This is a genomic window from Vibrio clamense (assembly GCF_050337905.1).
In the GTDB taxonomy this organism is placed as follows: Bacteria; Pseudomonadota; Gammaproteobacteria; order Enterobacterales; family Vibrionaceae; genus Vibrio; species Vibrio cortegadensis.
On the sequence record NZ_JAKJTJ010000019.1, the window covers coordinates 77,109 to 102,931 of the forward strand.

19 protein-coding genes and 3 pseudogenes are annotated in these 25,823 nt (G+C 43.3%); 5 read left to right on the forward strand and 17 right to left on the reverse strand.

What is annotated here, in order from left to right; all coding sequences use genetic code 11:
- The first annotated feature begins 358 nt into the window (after positions 1–358).
- The 3 genes from L4C39_RS03205 to L4C39_RS03215 all read left to right on the forward strand — a co-directional run bounded on the left by L4C39_RS03205 (position 359) and on the right by L4C39_RS03215 (position 5,899).
- Complete coding sequence (locus L4C39_RS03205) at positions 359–991, forward strand: DUF2760 domain-containing protein (RefSeq protein ID WP_429744389.1); 633 nt, start codon at positions 359–361, stop codon at positions 989–991.
- Positions 991–2,931: an Hsp70 family protein gene (locus tag L4C39_RS03210; protein WP_429744391.1), complete on the forward strand. Its 1,941-nt coding sequence runs from the start codon at positions 991–993 to the stop codon at positions 2,929–2,931. The genes L4C39_RS03205 and L4C39_RS03210 overlap by 1 nt, the downstream gene beginning before the upstream one ends.
- Positions 2,932–3,073: 142 nt before the next feature.
- The gene (locus L4C39_RS03215; protein ID WP_429744393.1) at positions 3,074–5,899 is read left to right on the forward strand and encodes an Hsp70 family protein; all 2,826 of its coding nucleotides are present in this window, start codon (positions 3,074–3,076) and stop codon (positions 5,897–5,899) included.
- 112 nt (positions 5,900–6,011) lie between these two features.
- On the opposite strand, the gene L4C39_RS03220 is transcribed toward L4C39_RS03215, so the two are convergent.
- Positions 6,012–7,538 (reverse strand): protein adenylyltransferase SelO, encoded by a 1,527-nt coding sequence (locus tag L4C39_RS03220; RefSeq protein WP_429744395.1) that lies wholly within the window; start codon positions 7,536–7,538, stop codon positions 6,012–6,014.
- 387 nt (positions 7,539–7,925) lie between these two features.
- On the opposite strand from L4C39_RS03220, the pseudogene tnpA reads away from it, so the two are divergent.
- Positions 7,926–8,027: pseudogene (gene tnpA / locus L4C39_RS03225) on the forward strand (IS66 family insertion sequence element accessory protein TnpA); the annotation flags it as partial.
- A pseudogene (gene tnpC, locus L4C39_RS03230) lies at positions 8,020–8,881 on the forward strand (IS66 family transposase); the annotation flags it as partial. The pseudogenes tnpA and tnpC, both read left to right, overlap by 8 nt.
- Positions 8,882–8,978: 97 nt before the next feature.
- Here tnpC and L4C39_RS03235 read toward each other — a convergent pair.
- The 16 genes and pseudogenes from L4C39_RS03235 to L4C39_RS03310 form a co-directional block, all read right to left on the reverse strand.
- Positions 8,979–9,479: a hypothetical protein gene (locus L4C39_RS03235; RefSeq protein WP_429744397.1), complete on the reverse strand. Its 501-nt coding sequence runs from the start codon at positions 9,477–9,479 to the stop codon at positions 8,979–8,981.
- Positions 9,460–10,560, reverse strand: coding sequence for a KTSC domain-containing protein (locus tag L4C39_RS03240; protein WP_429744399.1), 1,101 nt, complete (start codon positions 10,558–10,560; stop codon positions 9,460–9,462). The genes L4C39_RS03235 and L4C39_RS03240 overlap by 20 nt, the downstream gene beginning before the upstream one ends.
- The gene (locus L4C39_RS03245; RefSeq protein ID WP_429744401.1) at positions 10,560–11,348 is read right to left on the reverse strand and encodes a hypothetical protein; all 789 of its coding nucleotides are present in this window, start codon (positions 11,346–11,348) and stop codon (positions 10,560–10,562) included. Before L4C39_RS03245 ends, L4C39_RS03240 begins: the two co-directional genes overlap by 1 nt.
- A gap of 442 nt (positions 11,349–11,790) precedes the next feature.
- Positions 11,791–12,501, reverse strand: coding sequence for an endonuclease/exonuclease/phosphatase family protein (locus tag L4C39_RS03250; RefSeq protein ID WP_429744403.1), 711 nt, complete (start codon positions 12,499–12,501; stop codon positions 11,791–11,793).
- Between the two features lie 310 nt (positions 12,502–12,811).
- Positions 12,812–13,735, reverse strand: a pseudogene (locus L4C39_RS03255) (IS5 family transposase).
- Between the two features lie 381 nt (positions 13,736–14,116).
- On the reverse strand, positions 14,117–14,392 hold the full coding sequence (locus L4C39_RS03260; RefSeq protein WP_429744405.1) for a hypothetical protein: 276 nt from the start codon (positions 14,390–14,392) through the stop codon (positions 14,117–14,119).
- Between the two features lies 1 nt (position 14,393).
- Entirely contained in the window at positions 14,394–15,047 is a 654-nt protein-coding gene (locus L4C39_RS03265) for a hypothetical protein (protein ID WP_429744407.1), read from the reverse strand.
- Positions 15,048–15,104: 57 nt separating this feature from the next.
- A complete protein-coding gene (locus L4C39_RS03270; RefSeq protein ID WP_429744409.1) occupies positions 15,105–16,160 on the reverse strand; it encodes a lipase family protein in 1,056 nt (351 codons plus the stop codon).
- Positions 16,161–16,555: 395 nt separating this feature from the next.
- Entirely contained in the window at positions 16,556–17,029 is a 474-nt protein-coding gene (locus L4C39_RS03275) for a response regulator (RefSeq protein ID WP_113797234.1), read from the reverse strand.
- Entirely contained in the window at positions 17,016–18,356 is a 1,341-nt protein-coding gene (locus L4C39_RS03280; RefSeq protein WP_429744411.1) for a sensor histidine kinase, read from the reverse strand. The genes L4C39_RS03275 and L4C39_RS03280 overlap by 14 nt, the downstream gene beginning before the upstream one ends.
- A gap of 117 nt (positions 18,357–18,473) precedes the next feature.
- Entirely contained in the window at positions 18,474–19,892 is a 1,419-nt protein-coding gene (locus L4C39_RS03285; protein WP_429744413.1) for an SLC13 family permease, read from the reverse strand.
- Positions 19,893–20,440: 548 nt separating this feature from the next.
- The gene (locus tag L4C39_RS03290; protein WP_429744415.1) at positions 20,441–20,914 is read right to left on the reverse strand and encodes a DUF2947 domain-containing protein; all 474 of its coding nucleotides are present in this window, start codon (positions 20,912–20,914) and stop codon (positions 20,441–20,443) included.
- Between the two features lie 121 nt (positions 20,915–21,035).
- Positions 21,036–21,614 (reverse strand): GNAT family N-acetyltransferase, encoded by a 579-nt coding sequence (locus L4C39_RS03295; protein WP_261888279.1) that lies wholly within the window; start codon positions 21,612–21,614, stop codon positions 21,036–21,038.
- On the reverse strand, positions 21,614–23,158 hold the full coding sequence (gene tyrR / locus L4C39_RS03300; protein ID WP_371711198.1) for a transcriptional regulator TyrR: 1,545 nt from the start codon (positions 23,156–23,158) through the stop codon (positions 21,614–21,616). The genes L4C39_RS03295 and tyrR overlap by 1 nt, the downstream gene beginning before the upstream one ends.
- Positions 23,159–23,269: 111 nt before the next feature.
- A complete protein-coding gene (locus L4C39_RS03305; RefSeq protein WP_429744418.1) occupies positions 23,270–24,331 on the reverse strand; it encodes a YcjF family protein in 1,062 nt (353 codons plus the stop codon).
- Positions 24,328–25,710, reverse strand: a complete 1,383-nt coding sequence (locus tag L4C39_RS03310; RefSeq protein WP_429744420.1) for a YcjX family GTP-binding protein — start codon at positions 25,708–25,710, stop codon at positions 24,328–24,330. Before L4C39_RS03310 ends, L4C39_RS03305 begins: the two co-directional genes overlap by 4 nt.
- Positions 25,711–25,823 lie beyond the last annotated feature (113 nt).

Below are 25,823 nucleotides of genomic sequence, written 5' to 3' on the forward strand. Positions count from 1 at the left end.
CCACCCAAAATAGGCAAAAAATTAACTACAAACTATTTATAGTAAAAAACTGAGTTGTTATTCTTAAAATTATTCTATTTATATAACTGTCATTATATATGGGAATGCTTCAAAGACCCACATTTGTTGTCTTTTTAACCCAACAAGCTTAATCAATAAGTGTAAATGGCCATTTCTTCTAACCTTAGCCCTTGAATATGCTAGACTCAGCCCCTATTTTTTGGCTATGCATGGCAAAAAATAAGCCATTTTTGAGCGAGCCTTCGGTATATTACCGTCGATTTAAATGCCTTTATGCCAAACGTTGAGTATAACCAACACTCAACGTGATATTGAATCAATCCAAAGAGAATTCACCATGATTGTCGATTTAAACCTAATTCCAACTACGTTTGACATGCTACATGCGGGCCTGTTGGCTTCAAGCGTACTACTGCTTCTCATTGCTGTATCTCGCAAATCAAAAGAGATAGAAAAAATAGTTGAGAAACCAGTCGAAAAAATTATCGAAGTTGAAAAAGTAGTAGAGAAAATTGTCGAGATTGAAAAAATCATCGAAGTTGAAAAAGTAGTAGAGAAAGTGATCGAAGTTGAATCAAAGCTGGCAACGGCTTCAACTGACTCAGCTTTGCAACTTCTGTCAATTATGCAGCAAGAAGCGCGTCTGATCGATTTCCTAAACGAAGACCTGACTTCATTTGCAGATGAACAAGTTGGCGCTGCAGCGCGCGTTATCCACTCCGGCGGTCAAAAAGTATTGAAAGAGTATGTTGAGCTATCTCACATTCGCACTGAAGATGAAGAGACTCGCATCACTGTCGCTGAAGGCTTTAACCCTCAAGAAGTTCGTTTAACAGGCAATGTTACAGGTAATGCGCCATTCAACGGTACTCTTGTACATAAAGGCTGGAAAGCTGAGGCAATTAACTTACCTAAACTATCAGCAAACTACGACGCTTCTATCATTGCTCCTGCGGAGGTTGAACTGTAATGGAACACTCTCAACCTGAGGCTCAAGCTAAGTTTAGTGTTGGTATCGATTTAGGTACGACACACTGCGTACTGTCTTACCTTGACATCAACGATGAAGATGCTCGCGTTCAAGTGATGGAGATTCCACAACTGACCGCACCAGGCACCGTTGAAAATCGCAGCCAACTTGGTTCATTTTTGTATCAACCTCATGAGCATGAGATGGGCGAAGGTTCTCGTACCCTACCATGGACTCATGAGCCGAAAGCATTAGTCGGTGCTATTGCGCGTAATCTTGGCAGCAAAACGCCAATTCGTCTGGTTGCAAGTGCGAAATCTTGGTTATGCCATAGCGGTGTCAATCGCCGCGACAGCTTCCTACCACAAGGTAGCCCTGAAGAAGTCAGCAAAGTATCACCACTAAAAACAACAGAATTATATCTCGATCATCTTAAGCAAGCTTGGGATCACGCGAATCCAAATGCCCCGCTTTCTGAACAAGATGTAACGATTACGGTTCCAGCATCATTTGATCCAGCCGCTCGTGATTTAACGGCTGAAGCGGCTCGTAACGTAGGCTTTGAACATTTAACACTATTAGAAGAGCCTCAAGCTGCTCTTTATAGCTGGATCGACAACAGCAATGACACATGGCGCGATGAAGTCAACGTTGGTGACATCGTATTAGTCGTCGATGTAGGTGGTGGTACGACTGACCTTTCATTGGTTGCTGTGACAGAAGAAGATGGTAATTTAAACCTGAATCGAATCGCTGTAGGTGAACACATCCTACTTGGCGGCGATAATATGGATTTAGCTCTCGCTTACCGCTTAAAAATGAAACTGGCTCAAGATGGCAAGCAGTTACAACCTTGGCAAGTTCAAGCGATGACTCACGCATGCCGTGATGCAAAAGAAGCACTGTTAAATGACTCAGAACTTCAAGCGGTGCCGATTGTAGTCCCAAGCCGTGGCTCTAAATTATTAGGAGCAACACTGAAGACAGAACTGACACAAGAAGAAGTACAACAAACGCTCGTCGATGGTTTCTTCCCACAAGTCGGTATTGCGGATCACCCAGTACAAAAAGCGCGTGGCGCACTGACTCAAATGGGTTTGCCTTACGCTCAAGATGCAGGTATTACACGCCACATCGCTGCGTTCTTATCTAAACAAGCGAATGCTCAAGATTCAGGCTCTGCTCCTGCTCAAGAGTTCAACCCGTTTGCGAATATGCCAGGCATGCCGGAAGCAGAACCAGCAAGTGTCGATTTCATCAAGCCAACTGCTATGCTATTTAACGGCGGTGTTCTGAAATCAAAACTGCTAGCAACTCGCCTATCAGACACCATTAATGAATGGTTAATTTATGCAGATACAGAAATGGCTAAACAGCTTTCTGGTCTAGATCTGGATCTTGCCGTTGCAAGTGGTGCCTCTTACTATGGTTCTGTTCGCCGAGGCCAAGGTGTTCGTATCCGTGGTGGTATCGCGTCTAGTTACTATGTTGGTATTGAAAGCGCGATGCCTGCAATTCCGGGAATGGCACCACCAATGGAAGCACTTTGTGTTGCTCCATTTGGTATGGAAGAGGGCTCAAGCGTTCAAGTTCCTAGCCAGCAGTTCGGTCTCGTTATTGGCGAGCCTGTTCACTTCCAATTCTTCGGTTCAACGACTCGCCGTGAAGACGAAGCTGGCACTCATCTTGATTTCTGGCAGCCAGAAGAGCTGGAAGAGTTACCTGAAATTCAAGTGACGCTACCTGTATCTGAAGGGCGTAACATTGGCGAAGTGGTTCCTGTTACCTTAGCGTCTCGTGTAACCGAGCTAGGCACTTTGTACTTAGAAGCGATTGCAGCGGATAATGGCCAGAAATGGCACGTTGAATTTGATGTACGCGATGAAGCGTCAGGCGAAGCGCTTACGCAAAATAGCGAAAGCCAAAACCAAAGCGAATAACATCGACTATTCATAAAAATTCGGCATCCTTATGGGTGCCGTTTTTCTAAGTATCTCATTTAATTCGCTCTTAAATTGATATACTTTACATTCATCTAAGTTTCATGAGCGTATATCTCGCTCATTATCAGAGAGGTTCTTCATGGCATCTCCTCGTTTTCTTGTCGGAATCGATTTAGGTACAACCAACACCGTTGTCGCATTTTGTGAAATCACCGATGATCTACAGCACTCCCCTGTTTCTCTTTTCGACATCGACCAACTTGTCGGCCCGGGAGAAGTCGTAAGAAAACCATTATTACCTTCGTTTCGCTATCATCCCGCGCAAGGTCAAATTTCAGCATCGGACTTAACTCTTCCTTGGGAACATTGTCCAGTTTCAGGTGATATCAGTAACGCTATTGTTGGCGAATGGGCAAGAGAACTGGGCGCAAAAGTCGAAGGCCGCCAAGTATCAAGTGCCAAGAGTTGGCTTTCTCATCAAGCGGTTGATCGTCGTTCTGAAATTTTACCCTGGGCAGGCGCGGCAGACGTCGATAAAGTCTCCCCTGTTATTGCGAGTGCCAGTTACCTTAATCACATTCGCCAAGCGTGGAACTATCGCAATCCAAGTAACACACTTGAGGATCAAGACGTTGTCGTTACTGTTCCGGCTTCATTTGATGAAACCGCTCGTAAATTAACGTTAGAAGCGGCAAACATCGCAGGTTTAAGCAAAATCGTGCTTCTTGAAGAGCCTCAAGCCGTTTGTTATGACTGGTATGCAAGGCACCAAACAAGTGCGACACAAGAGCTCGCTCAATTGCCATTGATTCTTGTCTGTGACGTAGGTGGCGGTACGACCGACTTGAGTTTAATCGAAGCCAAATTCTCAGACGATGAACTAGGGCTTGACCGAATTGGTGTTGGCGAACACTTAATGCTTGGTGGTGACAACCTTGATTTAGCCTTGGCTCACCTTGCTGAACAGCGTTTCAATCAAAGCAAGAAACTCAATGCATCGAGCTTAACAAAACTGATTCAGCAGACACGTAAAGCCAAAGAAGGTTTACTCTCTACAGGTGCACCTGACGAAGTTAAAATCACCATGCTCGGCAGTGGTTCGAAACTATTAGGTGGCACAAAAAGTGTCAGTCTAACGAAGCAGGAAGTGCACCAAATAGCACTAGATGGATTCTTCCCTCTCACTGATTTTGACCAAGTGCCGGATAAACGCCGCAGCGCCGTTGTAGAGTTCGGCCTCCCTTATGTGGCCGATCCTGCGGTGAGTAAACATGTGGCTGAATTCTTAACTCAGCACCAGCAAGTCTCTCAAGCAGCACTAGCCTCACTCGATTCAATCTCTGAGAATCAAGACAAGGCTGCGATACCTGTTGGCCTATTACTTAATGGTGGTGTGTTCAACAGTGAACTGGTTACCTCTCGGATTACTCAGTTACTAGAAAGTTGGCGAGGCGAACCCGTAACGGTTTTGGATAATCCACATCCAGACTGGTCTGTGGCACTGGGCGCGGTTGCGTTTGGTAAAGCTCGACGTGGTGCTCAACTTAAAATTGGTGGTGGCGCTGCGCGCTCTTACTTCCTGCATCTTCAAGAGAAAAACAAGATGGGCAATGCACTTTGCCTTCTTGCAAAAGGAACCGAAGAGGGACATGAAATTCGACTTTCAGGCCGTCGTTTCTCTCTGACTCTTGGAGAACCCGTTAAATTTAATTTGCTCACATCCACGCACGATGTTCTTTCAGCGGAGCAAGGTATAGTGAAAAATGGAGCAGTGGTTAAAGTCGACGCTGACCTGTTTACGCCGCTGCCACCTTATATCTCGACCCTTGAAGGCGATGCTGTCGATCTTCACGCCAACCAAAAAGATCGAGTGGAAGTGCAACTTGCGTTTCAACTCACCGAAGTCGGCACTTTGAAAATGGAATGCGTAAGCTGCGAAGATGAGAGCAAACGCTGGAACCTTGAATTTGAAGTTCGAAATAAACAGAGTGATGAACAGCAGAAACAAGATTTACACCCTCGCCTCCCAGAGTGCAAAGAGCTGATCTCACGTTTATACAGTGGCAACAAAAAAAGTGCCGATTCGAAAGAGATCAAAACGCTCGCTAAAGAGTTAGAAAAACGCTTAGGTAAACGTGAAGAGTGGGATTTTGTCACCTTACGTCAATTGTTCGATACTTTCTCGCAAGGTCGTAAGCGCCGTCGTCGTTCAGAGCAGCATGAAAAAAACTGGTTAAGACTCGCAGGTTACTCTCTGCGTCCGGGTTTTGGTGATCCAACCGATGCATGGCGTATTGAGCAAGTTTGGATGCTTTATCAGCAAAACATTCAATTTGAAAATCACCAAGGCTGGAGCGATTGGTGGGTATTTTGGCGTCGAATTGCGGGAGGCTTAAACCAAGAACAGCAAGAAACTATCCTTGCCGATATTGCCAAATACCTTCACCCCGGAGCAATGAAAAACCCAGCATCAGCCAAAGCCGCTCAAGATAAAGGATATGAAGCGATGGTGCGCTTAGCCGCCTCGCTTGAGCATCTGGAAGTTGAAGATAAAGTACTACTTTCGACATGGTTTTTAAGTAAAGCGATCAATCAGCCACAATACCCTCAAGCGCATTGGTGGGCATTAGGTCGTCTTGCTTCTCGAACGCCACTTTATGGCAGTCAGCATAACGTTATTCCTCGTGAACAGGCTGAGCAATGGCTACAGAAATTACTCGATCAAAACTGGAATAAAGAACCGATGGTGGCTTTTGCAACGGTAATGATTTGTCGCAAAACAGGCGATCGCTTATTCGATATTTCGGACGATTATCGTGATCAAGTATTAACCAAACTCAAATCCAGTAAAGTGCCTGATTCTTGGATTGAACTGGTTGATACCGTAAAAGAGTTATCGGAAAGTGAATCGAAACGCGTCTTTGGTGATGCGCTTCCAAGTGGGTTATCTTTGATTAAAGACTAAAGCTAAGACTTACTGTTCTTCAAAACAAAAAGCGTAAAGTAAATCACCACTTTGCGCTTTTTATTTATATCTAATTCGATTCAAACGAAAACAAATCCCTTGATTTAAACACCTATGTTCCGCAGAAGGTTCTATAAGGCCCGAAATCACTTGGTGCGGGTTGTGCGAACTCTTCACAACCTGGCTGAACTTTAAATGGATTCTCTAGTACCTTGAGTAGACGTTCAAAAGGCCGAAAATCATTATTTTGTTCTGCCGCAAGAATCGCCTCTTCTATCTTATGGTTTCTTGGAATATAAACAGGGTTATGACTGTCCATTAGATCTGTTCTCTCGGCAGGTGAGATCGGATTTCTATCTAGTCGCTGGTGCCATTTTTTGTTCCAAGCAGTCCATTCTTCAGTTTGCTTAATTAGTTTCTCGGTTTCGTTTTTCTCACCACCTACCACTTGCGACAAAGAACGGAAAAACTGTGTGAAATCGACATCTTGCTCATTGAGTAAACTTAGTAACTCTTGAACAAGCTCAAGATCGCCCTCTTCTTGATCTTTCAACCCCAGTTTAGCGCGCATTCCCACCAACCATAATTCCTGATAACAGGCCATATAGTGCTGCAATGCGTTAGTGGCGAGTTCGACCGACTCTTCTTCATCGTCAGAGATAAGTGGAAGCAGAGTTTCAGCGAGACGAGCAAGATTCCACTGCGCAATATGAGGTTGATTAGCGTAAGCATATCGACCTTGCGAATCTATAGAGCTAAATACCGTATTGGGGTCATAACTGTCCATAAATGCACACGGCCCATAGTCAATAGTTTCGCCCGAAATTGTCGTATTATCGGTATTCATGACACCATGAATAAAACCAACTAACTGCCATTTAGAAACAAGTTTGGCTTGTTGTTCACAGATAAGTGTGAGTAAAGTTAAATACGGGGAATCCGTCTTCTTTGCCTGTGGGTAGTGGCGATCAATAACGTAATCGGCTAGCTGCTTAACTTTGTCTTGCTCTCCGTTAGCTGCAAAATATTGGAAAGTACCAACCCGGATATGACTTGATGCTGTACGAGTGACAATCGTCCCAATTGCGGCCTGATTTCGCCATATCTGTTCCCCTGTGATCACCGCAGCAAGAGCGCGTGTTGTCGGAATATTTAACGCATGCATAGCTTCAGACATAAGATACTCGCGTAATACAGGACCAAGAGCCGCTTTGCCATCACCAGAACGCGAGAATGGTGTTCGCCCTGAACCTTTTAACTGTATATCGCGTCTTTTACCTTCACGATCAATCACCTCACCAAGCAGCAAAGCACGGCCATCACCTAGTTGAGGGTTATAATGACCAAATTGGTGACCAGCATAGGCTTGAGCTAAAGGCGCAGCTCCTTCGAGTTTCTGATTGCCAGAAAATATAGTCGCTAATTGCTCATCAGTGGCCAATTGAACATCGATATTTAACGAATGAGCAAGCGCATAATTAAATTTAATCAGTGAAGGGGATGGCGCAAGTTCAGCATCTTGAGATTGATAAAAACCAGACAGCTCATTGAAGTAGCTATTATCAAAGTGGATCTGTACAGAAGAATCGGTATTTGAGTTACCCCCACTTGAGGCAAGATCTGTTTTATCCGTTGGCATGGCAAGGTTCCTTTTGTCATTGATGCTGACACCTTACTGGTAGTAAGCCTGTAGAGCAACTGAGTTAGATGACTGGAGAAGATGAAGCGCACTCAACACATAATTTTTGTTCCACTAAATGAACTAAAGGTGTTTTTGTTGTCGAGGGCAATATGGTTTGCTCTTTTTCTAGCAATATTTTGGACATTTCCGTGTTACGATTCTTAGCACACTCTAGCCTTTCGGATTACTTTTAGTATTGCAACCATGGTGCTGGCTAAACTCTCTTATCTACCACAACTGGACTCCTTTGCGAAATCAGGTGGATACTTCGTAAGCGCGTCATAAACCCCGCATTCTAACCGCCTATCACGCATAATAAGATCAAGTATCCAACCATGAGGATATTTGAAATGGGAAACGCTTATCGAACAATCTGAATCGAGTTCATTGTCGACACTCGCGTTTTGTAAGCTCAATGAACTCAATCCCTCAACGTTCTATGCCAAGGTGGGTTACCCAAGTCAGTGAGAAGTTCAAACCACTCTGTGCAGCCCTAAAAGAGCACTTACTTCAACAAGTGGTGGTTCAGGCAGATGAAACGCCGCTCAATGTGCTCAAGGAATATAAGCATTGTTACATGTGGCTCTACTGCTCGGGCGCAGACTCGCCAGATGCCGCACTCCCTAATGTAAAAAATATCGCCTTGTACGACTATCAAAACAGTCGTGCGAGAGCCTGCCCTGTTGCCTTCTTGGGAGACTATAGTGGTTATCTTCAAACGGATGGCTATGGTCTATGATGGGCTTCACCAGGTGACTAATGTTGGCTGCTTGGCGTATTCACGGCGTAAGTTCATGGAGGCTAAGAAGCTTCAAGTAAAAGGCAAAGCGGATAAAGCGTTGGCCAAAATCCAGAAGCTCTATGGGCTAGAATCACGCTTAAAAGGTGCGTCTGTCGAAACACGAAAAGCAGAACGTAAGATACACGCCAAGCCGATACTGGATGAGCTGTACGAGTGGATGACGACCCAGCAAGTGATAAGCTCTAGTCCATTAGGTAAACCGATTAAATATACGCTTGGGCAATGGCCGAAGCTGATTCGTTACATCGACGATGGTCACTTATCTATCGATAATAATCGTGCTGAACGCGCAATTAAACCGCTGGCTATTGGCAGGAATAACTGGCTGTTCTCGACCACCACAAGTGGCGTTGACGCGAGCGCGATGCTTTACAGCATCGTCGAAACTACCAAAGCAAATGGCCTTATCTTATATGATTACATGGTCAAGTGCATGAAAGAGCTGGCGAAAGCAGAGCCAGATATCGATGCACTCCTACCTTGGAACTTCAAACATTAGCAAGATCGCCCCGTGGGTTCATGGGGCGCATACTATAAATCGAGCAAGTGCTATGCATATTTTGTAAGGTTTAGTTCCTCAGATTCGCAGATTGATTTTAATTACAGTTCACTAATGGTGGTATCGCGCCAGTTTTAAATTCATGTTCAGGAATAACGTAATGGTCGGCTTTTATACGGGCTCGATACAGGACTCTTGGCATACTTCCTCCCAGATATCGTTCTACGACACCTGGAGTGAACTTAAATACGGAGCCATTAAGGTAAAGAGCTGAACTACGGGAAATAGGCTTATAATCCGCGTAGATACTTAGATAACCTTTAACACCACTATCTCGCAATTGCTTTTCTTCATGATTTGAGCTCCATGTAGGAGTAACCCGAACCGTGCCATCTAAAAACATCTCTTCAACGCTGGTTTGTATTGGCGTAAAGCAGGCGTGTAGTTCCTTGACTTCCCCACACCCTGTAAGAAGCAGCATGCATAGTGGCATTGTGGCTATTGACGGTAATCTTATAGAGGCTGTCTGCGTGCCAGTTTTTGAGAGAGGCTGCTCGTGATGAGCAGCCTGATTAATCTTAAGGCTCAATTTTCTCATAGGAGAACTTATCTTTTATGTACTGATTAAAGTATGTGCCATGGCTGGTTGAATAGTAGAATTTTTCCCAAACACCAGCAGGAACATCAAAGTACCGATAAGTACCACCATACTTAAATTTGATGTCTAGGATATTGCTTATTTTTGAGTAACCCATGTGGCTAATCGCTGAGGAACTAGAAGGGTTTTGTTCGGACATCGGATATGGCGTCAGGTTTTTTGTAATACTTTCCATCATTTCAGCAATAATGTCTCGTACAACCTGACTTTCTAAGTACGAGTGTTGCAGACTGTGTGCTGAGAAATCATGTAATGTACTTCCATTAATTGGATTTGCTGGAATTGCACCAAACAGCTTCCGTACGCCACTCATAATGAGGTCATTTTCGTTGGTGAACGTTTTTGCTATCGAAGGGCTTTGTTGTCCAAATACGCCGCCGACACTCAAGCTAGGATTTGCAATGCCAATGTAACCAAGCATTGGGTAATCACTAAGTGTTGAGCCATCATAATATTGGTAAGTGCCCATGATATCCGAGTACAGGCTGTTTCCATAGAAATTCCCTTGGGAATGCGTAACTAAAATAGTTCGGTTACATTTTGATAGAAGAGAGTTCAATACAACTCGCATATTTGCGTAATTCGTTTCATTAGTTATCCCATAAATATTTTCTTCCATGATTAACTCCATGAACTCATTTAAGAATCCTAATGTGTACTTAGAAGCCTTATTTAGTTCACCCGCAATAAATAATACTAGAAGCTTTCGCTTTGGATCGTTCTCGTCTAAGTCTTCTAGTTTATGTAGTCCTACCTCATAAATCTGTTTAAAGAATGCTTCATCAAAATTATGGACCCCTTTAACCTCTTCAGCTTTTGGGAACATATACAAATAGTTATCTTGAAATTGGTTGAGTGCATTCTTGTTTGATGTGTAATCTGAATGCTTTGTAAACATTCCATTCACGTAGAATAGCTGAAGTTTGTCTACATTTTGAACACAATAACTATCAGCCATCGCTGTAGAGTTATATAAACCTGTTGCAAAAATAGATAGAAGTGCCTTTGTCCATACTTTCATTAGCTCACCTCCTTGCTATACCCAACGCATGGTTCGGTAGGTATTTGAATTAATTCGGTGTTGTCCCCTATCATTTTTGCGATACGCTCATGCCCAATGCGTGACATCAACGCTCTTTCAAGGTTGTTGTAGTAGGCCAAATGTGGAGCAACATAGTCAGGGTCTTCGCTTCTGAGCTTAACAAAGCAGCGATCCAATGCTAATTCTTCGTTATATGCTAAGGCGGCAGACTCTGGGGACATAATGATACTGCTGTCTAAAGCAACCTCAGTTTGTTTTTTCCATACATAGCTTGCAGCGATAGCAATTTGTGTATATTTCTGTTTGTTCATTGGATACATGGAACTCACAGCCAGTTCATAATCATCACGAATGCCATTGTTGTCCTCATCCTTTCCAAGAACAGGGCTCGCTGGAGGTGTCGGTGGGTTCACATTGAAGTCAGACAGTTTACGCCATGCAGATGAGTTGGAAGGTATATCATCTTTAGACCACCATTTCGCAATGTAATGATCGGCATTTTGTCGAACAATACCCCCCCCTTGGTAGACCTTGTTCGGCTCCCAATCCTGAATTTCTGGAGTATCTACGAATACCCAGCCGTCCCAGCTAATATTATTGACTACTGGTTCACTGCCTTTCGTCCACTGTGAGGAAATGTATATATCACCTTTCCATGTAACTACATCACCAGAGGTATATACCTGATCTGGTGACCATTCACTTGTGGCAAATGCGTAGCTGGAAAAGATAACAGCCGCGACTCCGATTTTATTCACTATTTTCATATTTGTCCTTGAAAGTGTATTGATGTTTGTTCCTTGCTGGATGAATAACTTACTTCATCTAAAATGAATTCGTATCGGTTCAGTAATCTAATCGTGTCACCAGAGTTATTAAGTGTTACTCCTGATTTGATCGTATGAGTTACGTATTCGTTTTCGCCAATATCAAGATCTATAGCTTCGCTTTTAAGGGATTGGTCTTGGATGATGATTTGGCCTTTAAAGTTTTTACCTTGATTGAATATGGTGATGGTTTCGTTACCTTTATCGGTGCCACTTTGGTTTGGCAGTAATGTTGAAATCTAGAAAAACCAGTAAATGGTCAGAAGCACGAGTATCATTGTTTCCGGTTACACCAGATAAATCATCAAATACTCTAGCGCTAACGCCCCCTTGGAGCAGGCTAGCTAAAGAAGGTGTGATTAGCATCTGATCGTACAACGCTTTAGACACTGGCGTATCGGACGTATAGTTGTCGAGATTGGTTTGTCTGGAGTTCTCTACGGATGTATCCACCATTTTTATTATCGTTGCTGCCGTATCTGTGCTTTTTAGGCCATAAGAAACATGTTGCCCCCTTGAGTAATGGCTCTGTCATGTTTACTAAAAAGTCACCAACGCGGTTTTCTGCTTCTGCGCCAGTCAGCTGTCCGTTTTCTAGTGTGTTGAGTGAGGCGTCATCAGGTGTGTCGTTAAAATCACCGAGCAATGCAACATATGGGGTCGAAGAGTTAGAAATAACTGAGATCAGAGCCAGCGCTGACAACGTACGTTGTTCATCCGTTATTGCGCGACCGTTGTATCTTGATTTGGCGTGGTGGTTGAGTAATAAAACCTCATGCCCTTTATAGGTAACGTACAACTTCAAAACTCGTCTTTGATCGACAAAGTTTTGGTTATTCTTATCAATGGCGAAATCTTTCACTTCATCTGCATTTATGCGATTTCTTGAAGTAAGCCTGTATTGCACCTCTTTGCGGATTGCATAGGCAAGGTTCATGTCGTCGGTGCTGTCATCATCAATAATGACATCCCATTTATCGGGAGAAAAGAAACGCTCTACTGCGAATCGGTCACGTACTTCTTGCAATGCCACCACATCCGCTTTCAGAGCCTCTACTACTTTTTCGTAGTTTATAACTCTGGTTTTGTTCATACACGCAGAAAGGAATTTTGAATTGTATGTCGCTATCCGTAAATTCTCTGAGCTGGTCGCTGAGGCTGTACATGCAAAAAAACAGGCAATGAAACTTAATATGTATTTCATAACTTATTGTATGGAAAGGTTTTAGGTGGGAGTAAGCCTATGGGTTACTCACATGTAGTCAATGTGGTGTTTTGTAATTTTCGACAAGCTTGGCGTGCGGTTGTTGAGACTATGTAATGCATTGCTTATTTTTTGTGGCTGACAAGGCTTTGTTACTTAATTAAGTGAGAAGACATGGCCGCCCCATGTTGATTGATACTTAAACAATACACTGAGTTTCAGGCATACCAAGCCTTGTAAGCTTGTTCAACGCTTTGATCATAGCGTAAGTCTCGCCAACCTGAGCGTTGTAATTTCTTAGGCTTAGTTTCCCACCTCACAACTGTTTTACCCGATACATCGCTGTATCTGAGAGCGAGCGCTTATGATAACCATACTACTTTTTCCACTTCTTGTTGGAGCCGTACAGCTCCTGGTAACCTACCGCCATATTGCGAGGATGTCCTTGTTCCCAGAAGGCAGCTCCTTCCCTTGGCGGGATGAGCGGAACCGCTCGCTTTATACGTATTGCATCATGGCAATGTCTTGTGTCATAAGCACCATCACCTGATATCTCAATGATTTTACGACGTGTCTGCTTAAGTAGGTTGGGAAGCACTTCGGCATCGGTAACGTTAGATAAATCTCAGCTCTGCTGCGACCATTTCGTGGGTGCTGGTACCTACAGCTAAATGTGGCTTACGCCAGACTCTGCGCTTCCCATCAGTACCATGCTTTTTGACCTTCCATTCACCTTCGCCATAAACCTTGAGACCAGTGACATCGATGGCCAGATGCTGTATCACGCCTCTGGTTTTGGTTTTAAATGAAACCTCAACTTCCTTAGCTCGACGGCTTATACAGGTGTAATGCGGACAAACACGCGGTATGTTAGCCAGCTTAAATACGGGGTCAAGAAAACCTTGCAGCGCTCTCAATGGCATAGAGAAAACGCGTTTTACCATCACAGTGCGGTAGTAATGGCTAGGTCGCTGAATTGACGAGGCCTGCCGCGCTTGTTCTGTTTGCTTTGCTTCCATTCGCGTATAGCTTCTTCATCAATCCAGAAAGTGAGTGAACCACGATTGATTAGGGCTTTGTTGTACTGCTTCCAGTTAGTTGTTTTGTAACGAGGCTTCGGTATAAGGCTACAATGATTAACTGATGTAGCCGATCAGATCGTAAGTTCCTGATTAAGCTCAATTGAATTACGCAACAAAGCCAACTCACGTTTGTCATTAGAAAATCTATTGAAACCTCTTGGGATTAAGTTGATGCGGTTTACTGTTGTTAACAAGGAGAGGGGTATTTTCGAGCTAGAAAGTGCCATGTATAAAAATTCAACCTGAGAAATCTTTGGACAAAGGTGAGTTAGTGGTATCGCTCTATACAACTTGCGCCAGTTTAGAAAAAGTACCTTGAAATCTTAAACGTTGCTGTGAAAATACTGATACTTTTATAACTAACTGTTTATAAGTTGTTTTATCCAATCAGGTAGCAAAATTACCTAGTCCACTACAAACAGCTAAACTATGGTGCCCTTAATTAAACTCACTACTTTGCCAATCACTTCCTGACTAACTTGCGTCGTACTCTTGAGCCTAGCAACTAACTGAGCGTTGTTCTCATTGCGTGCTGTTGATTCCTTAATCAAATTTCTAAGCTCCAATAGTTCTTGTTCGCCGCTGACCAAGGGAATTAAAGCACTGAGGTCGATGCTAGTTTTTACTAACAACTGTTCCTGTTCTCTCGATAGTGAGAGGTTTGCCTTTGCTGCCGCTTGGTTTCCCAATTCATCCATATCAGTCCCCTAACTTTTTATTAGCTTCATTCAGCTTTTGGTTTAGCTTGTTTGATTCTTCTGAGATATTGCTAAACGTTTTAGTAATATCTTCGTTTAGCCCATCTATCCCAGCCTTATTTAACAATCGAGTCTGAACATCCTCAACATCTTTAATACTAACGAGATGAGCGGTGATAGTTGCATTGTTAGCAATTAGCTGAGCATAAGCTGCGTTCACTTTTGCTAGTAACTCTTGTTCTTGAATATGAAGAGGGTCGATCAACTCTGCTCTTTTTTTTGCCAGTTGCTTTTGAACCTGCCCTGTCCAAATCATCAGAGTGTCAAACTTCTGAACATCTTCATAAGGAGCTCTCGGTGCAACAAACCGTTTGTTGACGTCATCCCATACCACCTCTCCTCTAACTGTTTCTTCAAGCTGTCCAGTCTTGATAAAGGTTTTCAGATACTCTTGGAGCCACGTTGTTTGAATCCAACCTTCGCGTTGCTGCCGAACCATTTGAAAATATGTCTGAACCAACGTAACGTGCGATTTTTGCAAGCTTAATAGCTGCTTTTCCATACTACTGGACAAGGTCACAACCTCAGCTGGTAGCTTTGTCGTGCAGCCCGTAAACGTTACGAGAATAAGCAATATGGTTAATAGTCTCTTCATAGAGCCTAATCCTTTTATATTGGATACTTTAAATACTGCGAGAAATACGTTTCACAACTAATCAATAGTTTTACGTTTCTCAGCAACAACCTTAAGTTTCTTGCGATATACACTTATTGAGTGATCTTTTAGTAGGCTATTCGGAGCTCTACCTTTTACCCACAGAGCTTTCAAGCGGTAGAGAAGTGAAACATGATAAAGCAGTTGAACATGCTCATATGGCTCGGCCTTGCAGTTTGACAAGAAACGCATATTGCCAGCGTGTATGTAACGTCCAAACTTAGATGACAGCCATTCATTTAGTCTCGGGCCAATATTTGGTATCCAAGCGACTAGCATGGAAAGCGCTCCAACAGCTACCCCGTTTGGCGGAAGCATAGTTACGCAGTCTGCAGCGTTCACAATTCGATGCAATGGCGTCTTAATTTCTGATATCCAATCGTGATCGCCTACTCGGGGGGAACCAAACGTATAACACGCGGCGATGCCACTTTTGAACTTCAGTTTCTTAGCGGCGATTGTGGCAATTGCCCCGCCTAAGCTGTGACCAGTGATTAGCAATGGTTTGATTCCCTCCTCAAGCTTATCCAGTTCGTGGGCGATATCGTTCGCTACTTGTTCATAAGCTCGCTTGAACCCAGAGTGCACAAAGCCCTTTGTCTCGCATTTGGTCAATACAGCGTTTGCATCTGATTTTACATCTCGAATACTCGTGGCTTCTGTCCCTCGAAATGACAGAACATAAAACTGCTCAGTTTTTACCAGAATTGCTTGTGTCCCATTCTTATCAAATGTCTTGATCAGTTCTGCATGAAGGTACCCTAAGCCTTGATTGAGATCATTGAGCTCTTCCTCGTGGTCATACGCTAAGCCTTGCACCATAGAAATAAACTTTGCTGCTTTATTTGAAGAGTTGTCGGAAACGAGTTTCGATAGTTCATCTTCCACAAATTGCTGGAGGTTGACTCCTGGTATAAACTCATTGAAGCGTTTATAAGCAAGTTCAGACATACACGACATTAACCAAGCGGTGCGATCACTATACGCCTGTCGATATGTGGGCGTTTGCCTTTTGAGTAACTCCTCAGTTCCTTCTTGATAGATATCTGTCATTATTCCATTCCTTGAGAATTATCTTTCTTAACCTATTGTAGATATGAATCTTTTTCTTTGTGCCCAACCTCAATATCGACAGTTTTAGCCTAACAACCATCAAAATGCTGAGCTTGGTCACTCAATGTGAGAGTCATCATGAAATCTTTATGAAATAGTTCAGATTCAATCACTCACCAGTAGATAACAGTAACCTTAGCGTCAGGTCTTGCTTTGAATACCATTAGTTCAAGTATTGTAAAAATTGCGTACTCAACTTTAGTTAAAGAGCGGTACTAACAAATTTTGKGGCAGATCTGAGCTAGCCAGTCCACAATTGATTTGTTCTCCGCGCACAATTTGGATTCACCATAAAGCAAAGCCAACGCTTCATCGGAAGGTTGGCTTTGATGGTATTAACGCAGTCGAGCTAACACGACATTCTGATCTAAATTTTCTTGGTAATCAGTGTAATCAAAACCTTTATCAAATATGTATTCGGTGATTAAGGTTCTTGCGGTATCCACCAGCGTTTTACCGCTCCAAGGTTTTTCAAAATATTGATTAATACCTGCCGAATTAATGGCGGTTATGGTATCTGAATGCGTCGCCTGCCCGGTGAGCAGTATCTTCTTCGTCTCTTTGAATCGACTATCCTGCGAAATTTCACTCAGCAACTCGACGCCCGTTTGCCCCGGCATAACATGATCTGAAATGATCAATGCGATAAACTCACCAGAAGCATCGAGATCATCCATCAACTCAAGTACTTCTGCTGCCGATTCACAATCTTCAATATTTATCCAATTTGAAAGGGAATCTAAATCTTGCAGAACTGCACTCAGGACTTCACGCTGGTCGTCCACACAAATTAGGTTAAGCTTCTCCATAATCGCCCTCAATTGGTAATTTAATTCTAAAAATTGTTCGGCTCGAATCGCTTTTTACTGCAATTGTGCCACCGTATCCGCTGATTATTCGTTTAACAATCGATAGTCCTAATCCCAAACCAAATGACAAACCACCCTTTTTAGTAGTGAAATTTGGTTGGAATATTTTTCTACGTGTAACTTCATCGATTTCAGGACCATTGTTTGAAATCGTGATTAATATTTTTTGATTACTTACTCGTGTTTGTATATCAATTTCAGGCTCATCAGTATGGTTCATTGCATCACAGGCGTTCTTCATTAAGTTTGCCCAGACCTGAACCAACTCCGTCGATGAGCCTTTAAAACGAGGTAAAGCCGCAGGGCTCATTCGCACTGATACACGCCGCAGGTCACTTTGCAGCAATGACACCGCTTTGTTGATGCTATCGTTCACATCAAACAGTTCTTCGGTTTGCACATCGGCACGGCCAAGTTGCTTCACAGATTTAACGATTCCAACGGTATGACGTGTAGCCAACCGCATATCATGCAAATCTCGTCCAATTTGCCAATATTTCACCGCCTGTTCAGGGTTACTTAACCAGTGCGACGACAACACATCTTCTGGCACTGCGCGAGCGAGATCTTTTGCGAGGCTTTTGCTCAAACCATATTGTTGCTCAAAGCGTTTGCCTCGTTTTCTTACATCGGACGAGGCACTATTTTGTCCATGCACCAACCCGTAATCAAAAAAGCCACTCGCCTCTGGATGCACCTCTTCGAGCAACTGGATCACCACATCTTCCAGCCTTTCTGATTTACTGCTCACCACACCAATCGCATTATTCAGTTCATGAGCAATCCCCGCGGCTAACTGACCTAATGTTGTCATCTGCTCAGCAGTATTTAACTTCTGCAGTGCCTTCTCTTTCTCTACCGCTTCTTGTGTCGCTCTGCGCTGTCGCCGAGAAAGTTCGTCCACAATAACAGGAGCAAACTGAGCACTAAGCGATCCAAAAGTCTCAGGCTCAACTTCTTCGGTATCTCTGTCTATCCAAGCCAATTCAACATCGGTTTTGGCTCGGACAGTGGATGAAGCTACCCAACTACCAGAAAAGAAACTATGTACACCAATAAATGCTCTTTCTGTGGCGGTAAAAATATGAGTTTGTTTGTTGGAGCCCTCTTCTTGGAAAAAGCCTTCTAGCTCACCTTTGCAAACATAATAGAGGCGCTCGTTATGCCCATCTTGATGGATGATAACGTCACCACTATTGACGATAAGCCGACGCTCAGAATTACAAAAATAGGCATCGATTAACCGATCTAATTTAATTTCGTACATAACCTATCTCAACTACTTGGTAGGATACTCTTAGGCATAAGCCCACTTTGGCATAAACGCACTTTGGTACAAACGTGCTTAGGTATAAACACGCTTTGGTATAACGCGCTTGATACATTAACCAATATGACCAACAGCATGAAGAATCCAAACCATAATGAAGCTTAACAGAACCCCTGTTACACCAAGAATCACACCTATTTTTGCCATGTGATTACTTTGAACATGACCCGTAGCATGTGCCAACGCATTTGGTGGTGTACTAATTGGCAAGGACATACCCAATGAGGCGGCAAAGGTCACAACAAGAATCAATGTAATCTCACCACCAAGTGGCGTTAGAGAGGCCATTGAAGAGCCTAAAGCAGCCATTATCGGCATCAATAAGTTGGCGGTTGCTGTGTGCGACATGAAATTCGCCATTGCTAAACAGAGGAATGCCGCACCAAATAGCACTACATAAGGTGAATATTCATCGAAAGGTATGCTATTCACAATCAATCTTGCGAGCCCTGTTTGATCTAACGCTAAACCAAGAGCAATACCACCAGAAACGAGCCACAACACATCCCAAGAAATCTTCTTCAGATCTTCTTTATTGATAATGCCAGTAAGCGAAAATATCGCGACTGGGATAAGTGCAACGGTGTAAGAGTTCATACCGTGAGCGGAGCCCATTAACCAGAGAATGATAGTGATTGCGAAAGTGACATAAACCAAAATTGCTTTCGGTGTTTTAAGGAATTTACCCTTAATGTTCAGCTCAATGCTTTGTTGCTCTGCTTTAAACAAGTGGCAAATCAGAAACCATGCAAGAGCCATCATAATCACCACGAATGGAACCCCAAACACCATCCACTCTCCGAAGGTGATCAGGTTATCGCCGACTAGATATTTCAGGGCAATCGCATTTGGAGGCGTTCCGATCGGCGTTCCGATACCACCAATATTGGCAGCGACAGGAATACAGAGAGCAAACGCAATTCTTCCTGGATCTTTTGGCCCAAACAACGCGATGACCGGTGTTAAAATTGAGAGCATCATTGCCGTTGTGGCGGTATTCGACATAAACATAGAGAAAATGCCAGTAATCAACATGAGTCCAAGCATCACGAACTTGGGGTCGTGACCAAACGGACGCAGTAACACACGCGCTAAGTTCACATCCAAACGGTATTTGGTTGCCGCCATCGCCAAGAAGAAACCACCTAAGAAAAGCATGATAATGGGGCTGGCAAAGGTTGCCATTATTTCGTTGTACTTTAGCAATTCACCGAAATGGGGTTGCCCTTCTTCGAGCCTAAAAAAGAAAATGCCTTTGTTCGATAGCATCAAAAGCTCAAGCACAATGATCACAACCGATGTGGCGTAAATGGGAATTGGCTCGAATACCCAACATAAAGCCGCGAGCAAAAATATTGCTATGACTCGTTGCTGAATGATCGTCATCCCCTCAAAAGGGAATGCGGAAAGCGGTAACACTAGAATAATAAAAGGAATTAAAAGTGGGATTATATACTTGGTGTATTGGCGCATAATACGGCTGCTCTTCCTGAGATTAATAGATTTAGATGCCAAGCTCACTCACAATTATGGGAGGCTCATGACATCCAATATCTCTATTATGTTGCAGTCCATATGAAAGATGTTTAGCGTGAGATCAAATAATATAAGTTTCGGTAACAATATTTATTCAGTATGTGACGTTGCAACTCGTCGATGTTCTCAGCAAAAACAGCAGGTTACACAAAATCAACTCAAGGGAAACATATTGGCAACCTATGATAATTCTATTTGCAGTCAAACGAGAAAATCTTCAACTTTGATCGCAGTTTTGATCACTCTTGTCTTTGACATTGAAATTTAAGAAAACCTCACGACCGCCGACGATCTCTTGGTTAGAGTGTTGAGCAGTATTCCAATTTGTTGTTTGTTCCAGATTTGATGGGGATAAGATTACCAATTGGGGGGTTAAGGGAGAGTTAAGGGAGGGTTAACGCTTAAAAATGAATCCAAAAAAAACCGAACCACAATGGGCTCGGCATATTAATATCATTCAACTGTTGGTCATTTGAGTCACAAAATTACGTACGTTCACCTAATCTTACTTTACCTTTAGAATCGAACCACAAGGCTTCATTTCTTCGGCGACCGAGGAGAATTGGGCCATCATCATAGAATAAAAAGTTTTTCCAATGCTTCTTGAATATTAACCACTTGGTTTCCAAGATGTTGTATTTTTCATAGCAGAAGTACACGGTCACATCATCTTGCCAATCAATATGAGATTCAACGCCTTCTGGTAAATCTGCCTCATCGGATTCCCATGCAACCATCCAATCTACTTTATCAGACCAGTTTGAGTCTTTACTTGGCCAGTCTTGTGAGCTGAACCTTTCCGCATCGGGACTCTGTGGGCTAATATTCTCTTTCCAGAACTGCGCTGCTCTAGATTGAGTCATAGGCTTGATCAACGCTAAATCCTCTTCAGGAACGGGCATTGATTGATGAGTAAAAATCCATTTTCTTTGGTATTCATCCAAAGTTGTGTAAGACATCAAAATTCCTCATTTATTCGGCTTTATAGTGCCATATTCATAGCATCTTTAAGTAATGTGCTATGTGCCATATCCAATAGATAGGCCTTTAAATTGGTTCAATACTGGCGTGCGATAGCAATTATTCAGCGCGCCAATTAGGGTTAATTAATGACATCAGGTTATGATCTTCCCACTTGTCATTAATTAACAAATAATCTTTTGCAAACCCTTCGCGTGTGAATCCCAGTTGTTGTAAAACCGCTTCACTGCGTTGATTGCGTGGCATGTAACCTGCCATTATGCGATGCATGTTTTGAACATCGAACATATAGTCACAAGCCATTTTTAGGGACTTTCTCATGATCCCACGACCTTGAGCATTCGCATCGAGAGAGTAACCGACATTGCATGCGTGAAATGGAAATCGAGACAGGTTACTGAAGGAGATCGTCCCTAACATCTCTTCCGTTTTGGCATCGGTAATTAAGCAGTAATAACCTAAGCCCATTTTATGCAGTTCATGCAACTTAATGAGTTTTTGAGCCCAGCCTTGAACAGTAAAAAATGCCGCTTCTCGCTTGGGTTCCCAGCCACGAAGATGCTCTCGATTTTTAATAAAATAATTGCTGATTAAAGTCGCATCGGTCGGCAGAGCGGTTCTTAAAAGAATCTCACCATCATTTTTATGCAACTGAAACGTAGAGCTGAGATCATCCATTAGCTCTTCCTAATGCCATAATCACGTAGTTTATTGGCAATTGACGTATGCGATACATTCAAACGCTTCGCTAACTTACGACTTGATGGGAAAGATTGATACAGGCGCTCTAAAATTTGTGATTCGTAATCTTTCATAATGTCATCAAGCGAACCATCAATATTCAGTGACGCTACATTGGAACTTACAGGATCCATTTGAGGAAGGTTAAAGTGCTCAATGCTTAATGTATCCCCAGACATCTCTGTGAGTGCTCGAAGTGCCATGTTATCGAGTTGGCGCATGTTTCCAGGCCATTGATAATTAGCAAGCTGCTCAATCAGCTCATGGGCAATGTCGGGTTTAACCATTCCTAACTGCTGTGCGTATTTTGCGGCAAAAAGTTCCAGCAAAGGCGCAATATCATTCGAACGTTCACGCAGCGATGGTATCGATAATGTAAGCACATTCAGGCGATAGAATAGATCTTCACGGAAAGTGCCCGCTTCGGCTAAGTCGGCCAATTTATGCCTTGTAGAAGCGATGATGCGGACATCAACATGCACCTCAAGCTCTTCACCGACACGGCGGAATGTACCATCTTGCAAGAAACGCAGTAACTTGATTTGCAAATGTGGGCTCATTTCCCCAATTTCATCGAGGAATACGGTGCCGCCATTCGCCTGTTCAAAGATGCCTTTATGGCCTTGTTCATGGTTAAACGAGCCCGGCGCATGCCCAAACAGTTCCGTTTCAGCAACATCATCAGGCATAGAAGCGCAGCTCAATACCAAGAATGGGCATGAAGAACGGTTAGAACGGTTATGGCACGCTTTGGCAAGCATCTCTTTTCCGGTACCGGTTTCGCCTTCGATCAGCAGAGGTTGATCAAGCATCGCCAGTTTTTTCGATTGACTCATCAAGGCTTTGTGACGGTTTGAAATTCCAACGAAATGCTCAAAGCCTAAGTTATTCTGTTCAGGTAAGGTTTCATTGATCGTTTGACTCTGCAACCCAGAGCGAATCGTCATTACCGCACTGGCTAGCATTGACTCATTTGAATCGCTGCTGAGATAAACAGGCATGATTTCGAGATTGTAATCCAGGCCACCTAGAACGATTGTTTGGCGCTGTCTTGCAATATTACCTTCAATCCAACGAGAGAAGTTGAAGCTTGGGATGAGAGTTGAGATAAATTCGCCAAGCATTTCCGTTTCTGTTTTTGCGAACAGCTTCAATGCCGCATGGTTTGCCATATCAACGGACCCTTTCAGATCAATCGCTAAAACAGGATCGGGTAAGTTTGCCAATAAGGCGATCAGCTCAGTGTTATGTCGTTCACTTGGCATGAATTGAATCTTTTTGACATCTTTTACGCCTGTAATTCTGCGTATTTCTGTCATCAATTCACTAAAAGTATCAAAATCAATGTCTGGGCAATTTAGGTAGATGATTCCCGTCACATCGATTTCGATTCCTCGTAAATCAATGCTTTTCGTCGCTAAAATATCAAGTAGCTCACGGGTTAAACCAAGTCGATCTTCACAAGAAACTTCTAAACGCACAGAGTAATCCTAAGTAGAGGTGTCAGGAAATGTTGACAGTAGTGTGAATTAAGCTCTGTGTGTCGTCAAGCCATCAAGCCCCTGTTTTCATAACAGAGGCGGCTTTTTCTCTTATTTTATACCAACAGTTTGCACCTTATTCACGATTTGCTTGCGGATGGTTGATAAACGTACAGCTCGATCTTTTTTCCATGGGATTGGTCGAAGCAGTGACATTGCTTTGATCCCTAGCCTTGCAGTCAAGATTCCGACACCGATACCTTGACCCGCGCGTGCCGAAACTTTTCCCGCTAAATCCATAGACAGCAGATCCATACTTGCATCAACGGCCAACTCACTCGCGCCCGCTGCCGCCATATTGATCAGAACCAATTTGAACAGTTTCACTCGCGACCAATAACCTAGCTCAACACCATAGATATCCGCTAATTTGTCGATCATCTTAAAGTTTCGCCACGCTACAAGTAGCATATCAGCAACCGCCAGTGGGCTGATCGCCACCAATAACGCCGCCTCACCTGAGAGCTGAGACACTAATTTGGTCGCCTGCTTATCTTGTTGAGCCACTACCATGGCATCGTACATGTCGAGTACTTCAGCATCACTGTGCGCTGGATTTATGCTATTTATCCATTTATCGTAAGCTGGGCTCTCCGTTGCAATCCCCCCTTCTTTCGCTAACGACTGACAAAAGCTTTTACCTTTGCCGACACTATCACTGGCCAGTAAAGTTTCGCTCTGTTCTTGAATGCTGAAATGAGCTTTAAGTTTACGTAGCTTCCATAGCTCTTTGCCGATGGCTCCTAAACCCAAAGAGGCAATACCCGCAATGAATGACGCCCAACCTAATGCCAACCAATCAGCGGTTTGAATTGCGACGATGACCGTATCAATGGCCTGCCAAGCGACAAGCCCTGAAAATGCCGAAGCTAATGTTGTTGCAATCCAACTGCGTGTTTTACTTGGTCTTATCACTCGCTCTAATTGATCTTCGCTTTCTATTGGCGACTCGTTTTCATTATCCTCAACCGTTGTTGGGATGAAGGTTTCCGCTGATTCAAATTGCAACTGAGCGTTCAGTTCTGGGGAGGAAGATGAGTCCGCGGACTCTTGCTCTTTTTCTACTGAACCCAAAGGTTGATCAAAGACTTGCTTCGTTTTTAACTCGATCATTTCAATTTATCTCCAATCAAATACTCTAAAGCTTTATCCAGTCTTAGATGCTTACAGGGTTCATCAGAACTCGATTCCATTGGTCTAAAGCTGGTAAATTCAAAACCATTCGTGTCCCAAAATACGCTATTAGGTAATTTTTTAGGAACATCACCCGGGAACATGGTCATTGGAACGCCGTCTACCGTGGTTCCTTGTAAAGCTGGAACGTTGGTTTGGCCTGATGAGATAAAACCTGTCGAGGTCGCTTGCACCGATGCAATGCTCATACAGCTCATATCAATATGTTCAAACGCTGCATTCTGCCACGCTGGGTGTACCATCTGTTGTAGCAACGACACTAAATTAGGGTGCTGTTCTGGTGTTACGTGATCGGCCTTGGTAGCGGCAAACAATATTTTATCAATCCTTGGCGAAAAGAGACGCTTGAGTATATTGCTGCGCCCGTATCGGAAGCTTTTCATTAACTGCTCTAACGCATGACGCATATCATGAAATGAATCGGCCCCTGCATTTAGTGGTTGTAAGCAATCCACCAAAACGATTTGACGATCAAATGTTGAAAAGTGATGTTTATAAAATGCTTTCACGACTTTCTGTTGATACTCTTCATAACGCGCTTTAAGCATCGCATATTGACTTGTTTTGCTAACCTTGCCCTGCTCTTCTTCGCTAAGTTGCAACGGAAAAAATTGCAGCACTGGCGCACCTTCTAATTCTCCTGGAAGAACAAACCGCCCAGGTTGAACCCAATGCAAACCGATATCTTTACAAGCATGCAAATAAGAGGTGTAACTCTCTGATATTTCAGCAAGCTGTTTTTCGTTGGCTTCATCTTGTGCTGAAAACACTTCAAGCTGTGTGAGCCAATTCTGGGCTAAATCTTTACGACGACCTTTCAAAGCCTCAAATTGCGTTTGGCTCCACTCTTCAAAGTTCATATCGAGCAAAGGTAAATCCAGTAGCCATTCACCCGGATAATCGACAATATCTAAATGTAACGTCGCGGATTTACCCAGTAATTTCTTACTGCGTTTCTCTGGTGCATATTTCAACGCTAAGCGGATTTCACTGACATCTCGGGTTGGTGATGGCCATGCAGGAGGCGTTGCATGTAGTGATTCCATCGCATCATCATAAGCAAAACGGGGGATCATCATATTGGTTTGTGGTACACGCTTAGCACCAATTAAACGCCCATCGCGAGCAGCAGACAGTAGTGGCAGGTTTTGGTGCGTAGAAGTGTGCAATAGCTGATTAACCATTGAAGTGATAAATGCCGTTTTACCCGCTCTGGACAAGCCAGTTACCGCTATGCGTAAATGGGAGTCCATTCCGCGATGGATCAAATCATTCATCTCTTGGGTTAATCTTTTCATTCAACATACTCCAGTAATTATTCGCTAAGAGTATGCAATATCAAACATTAATGCTAGATGAACGAAAAAGCCTCCGAAAAAATCAGAGGCTTTATAGTCGTTTCTACCAGTTT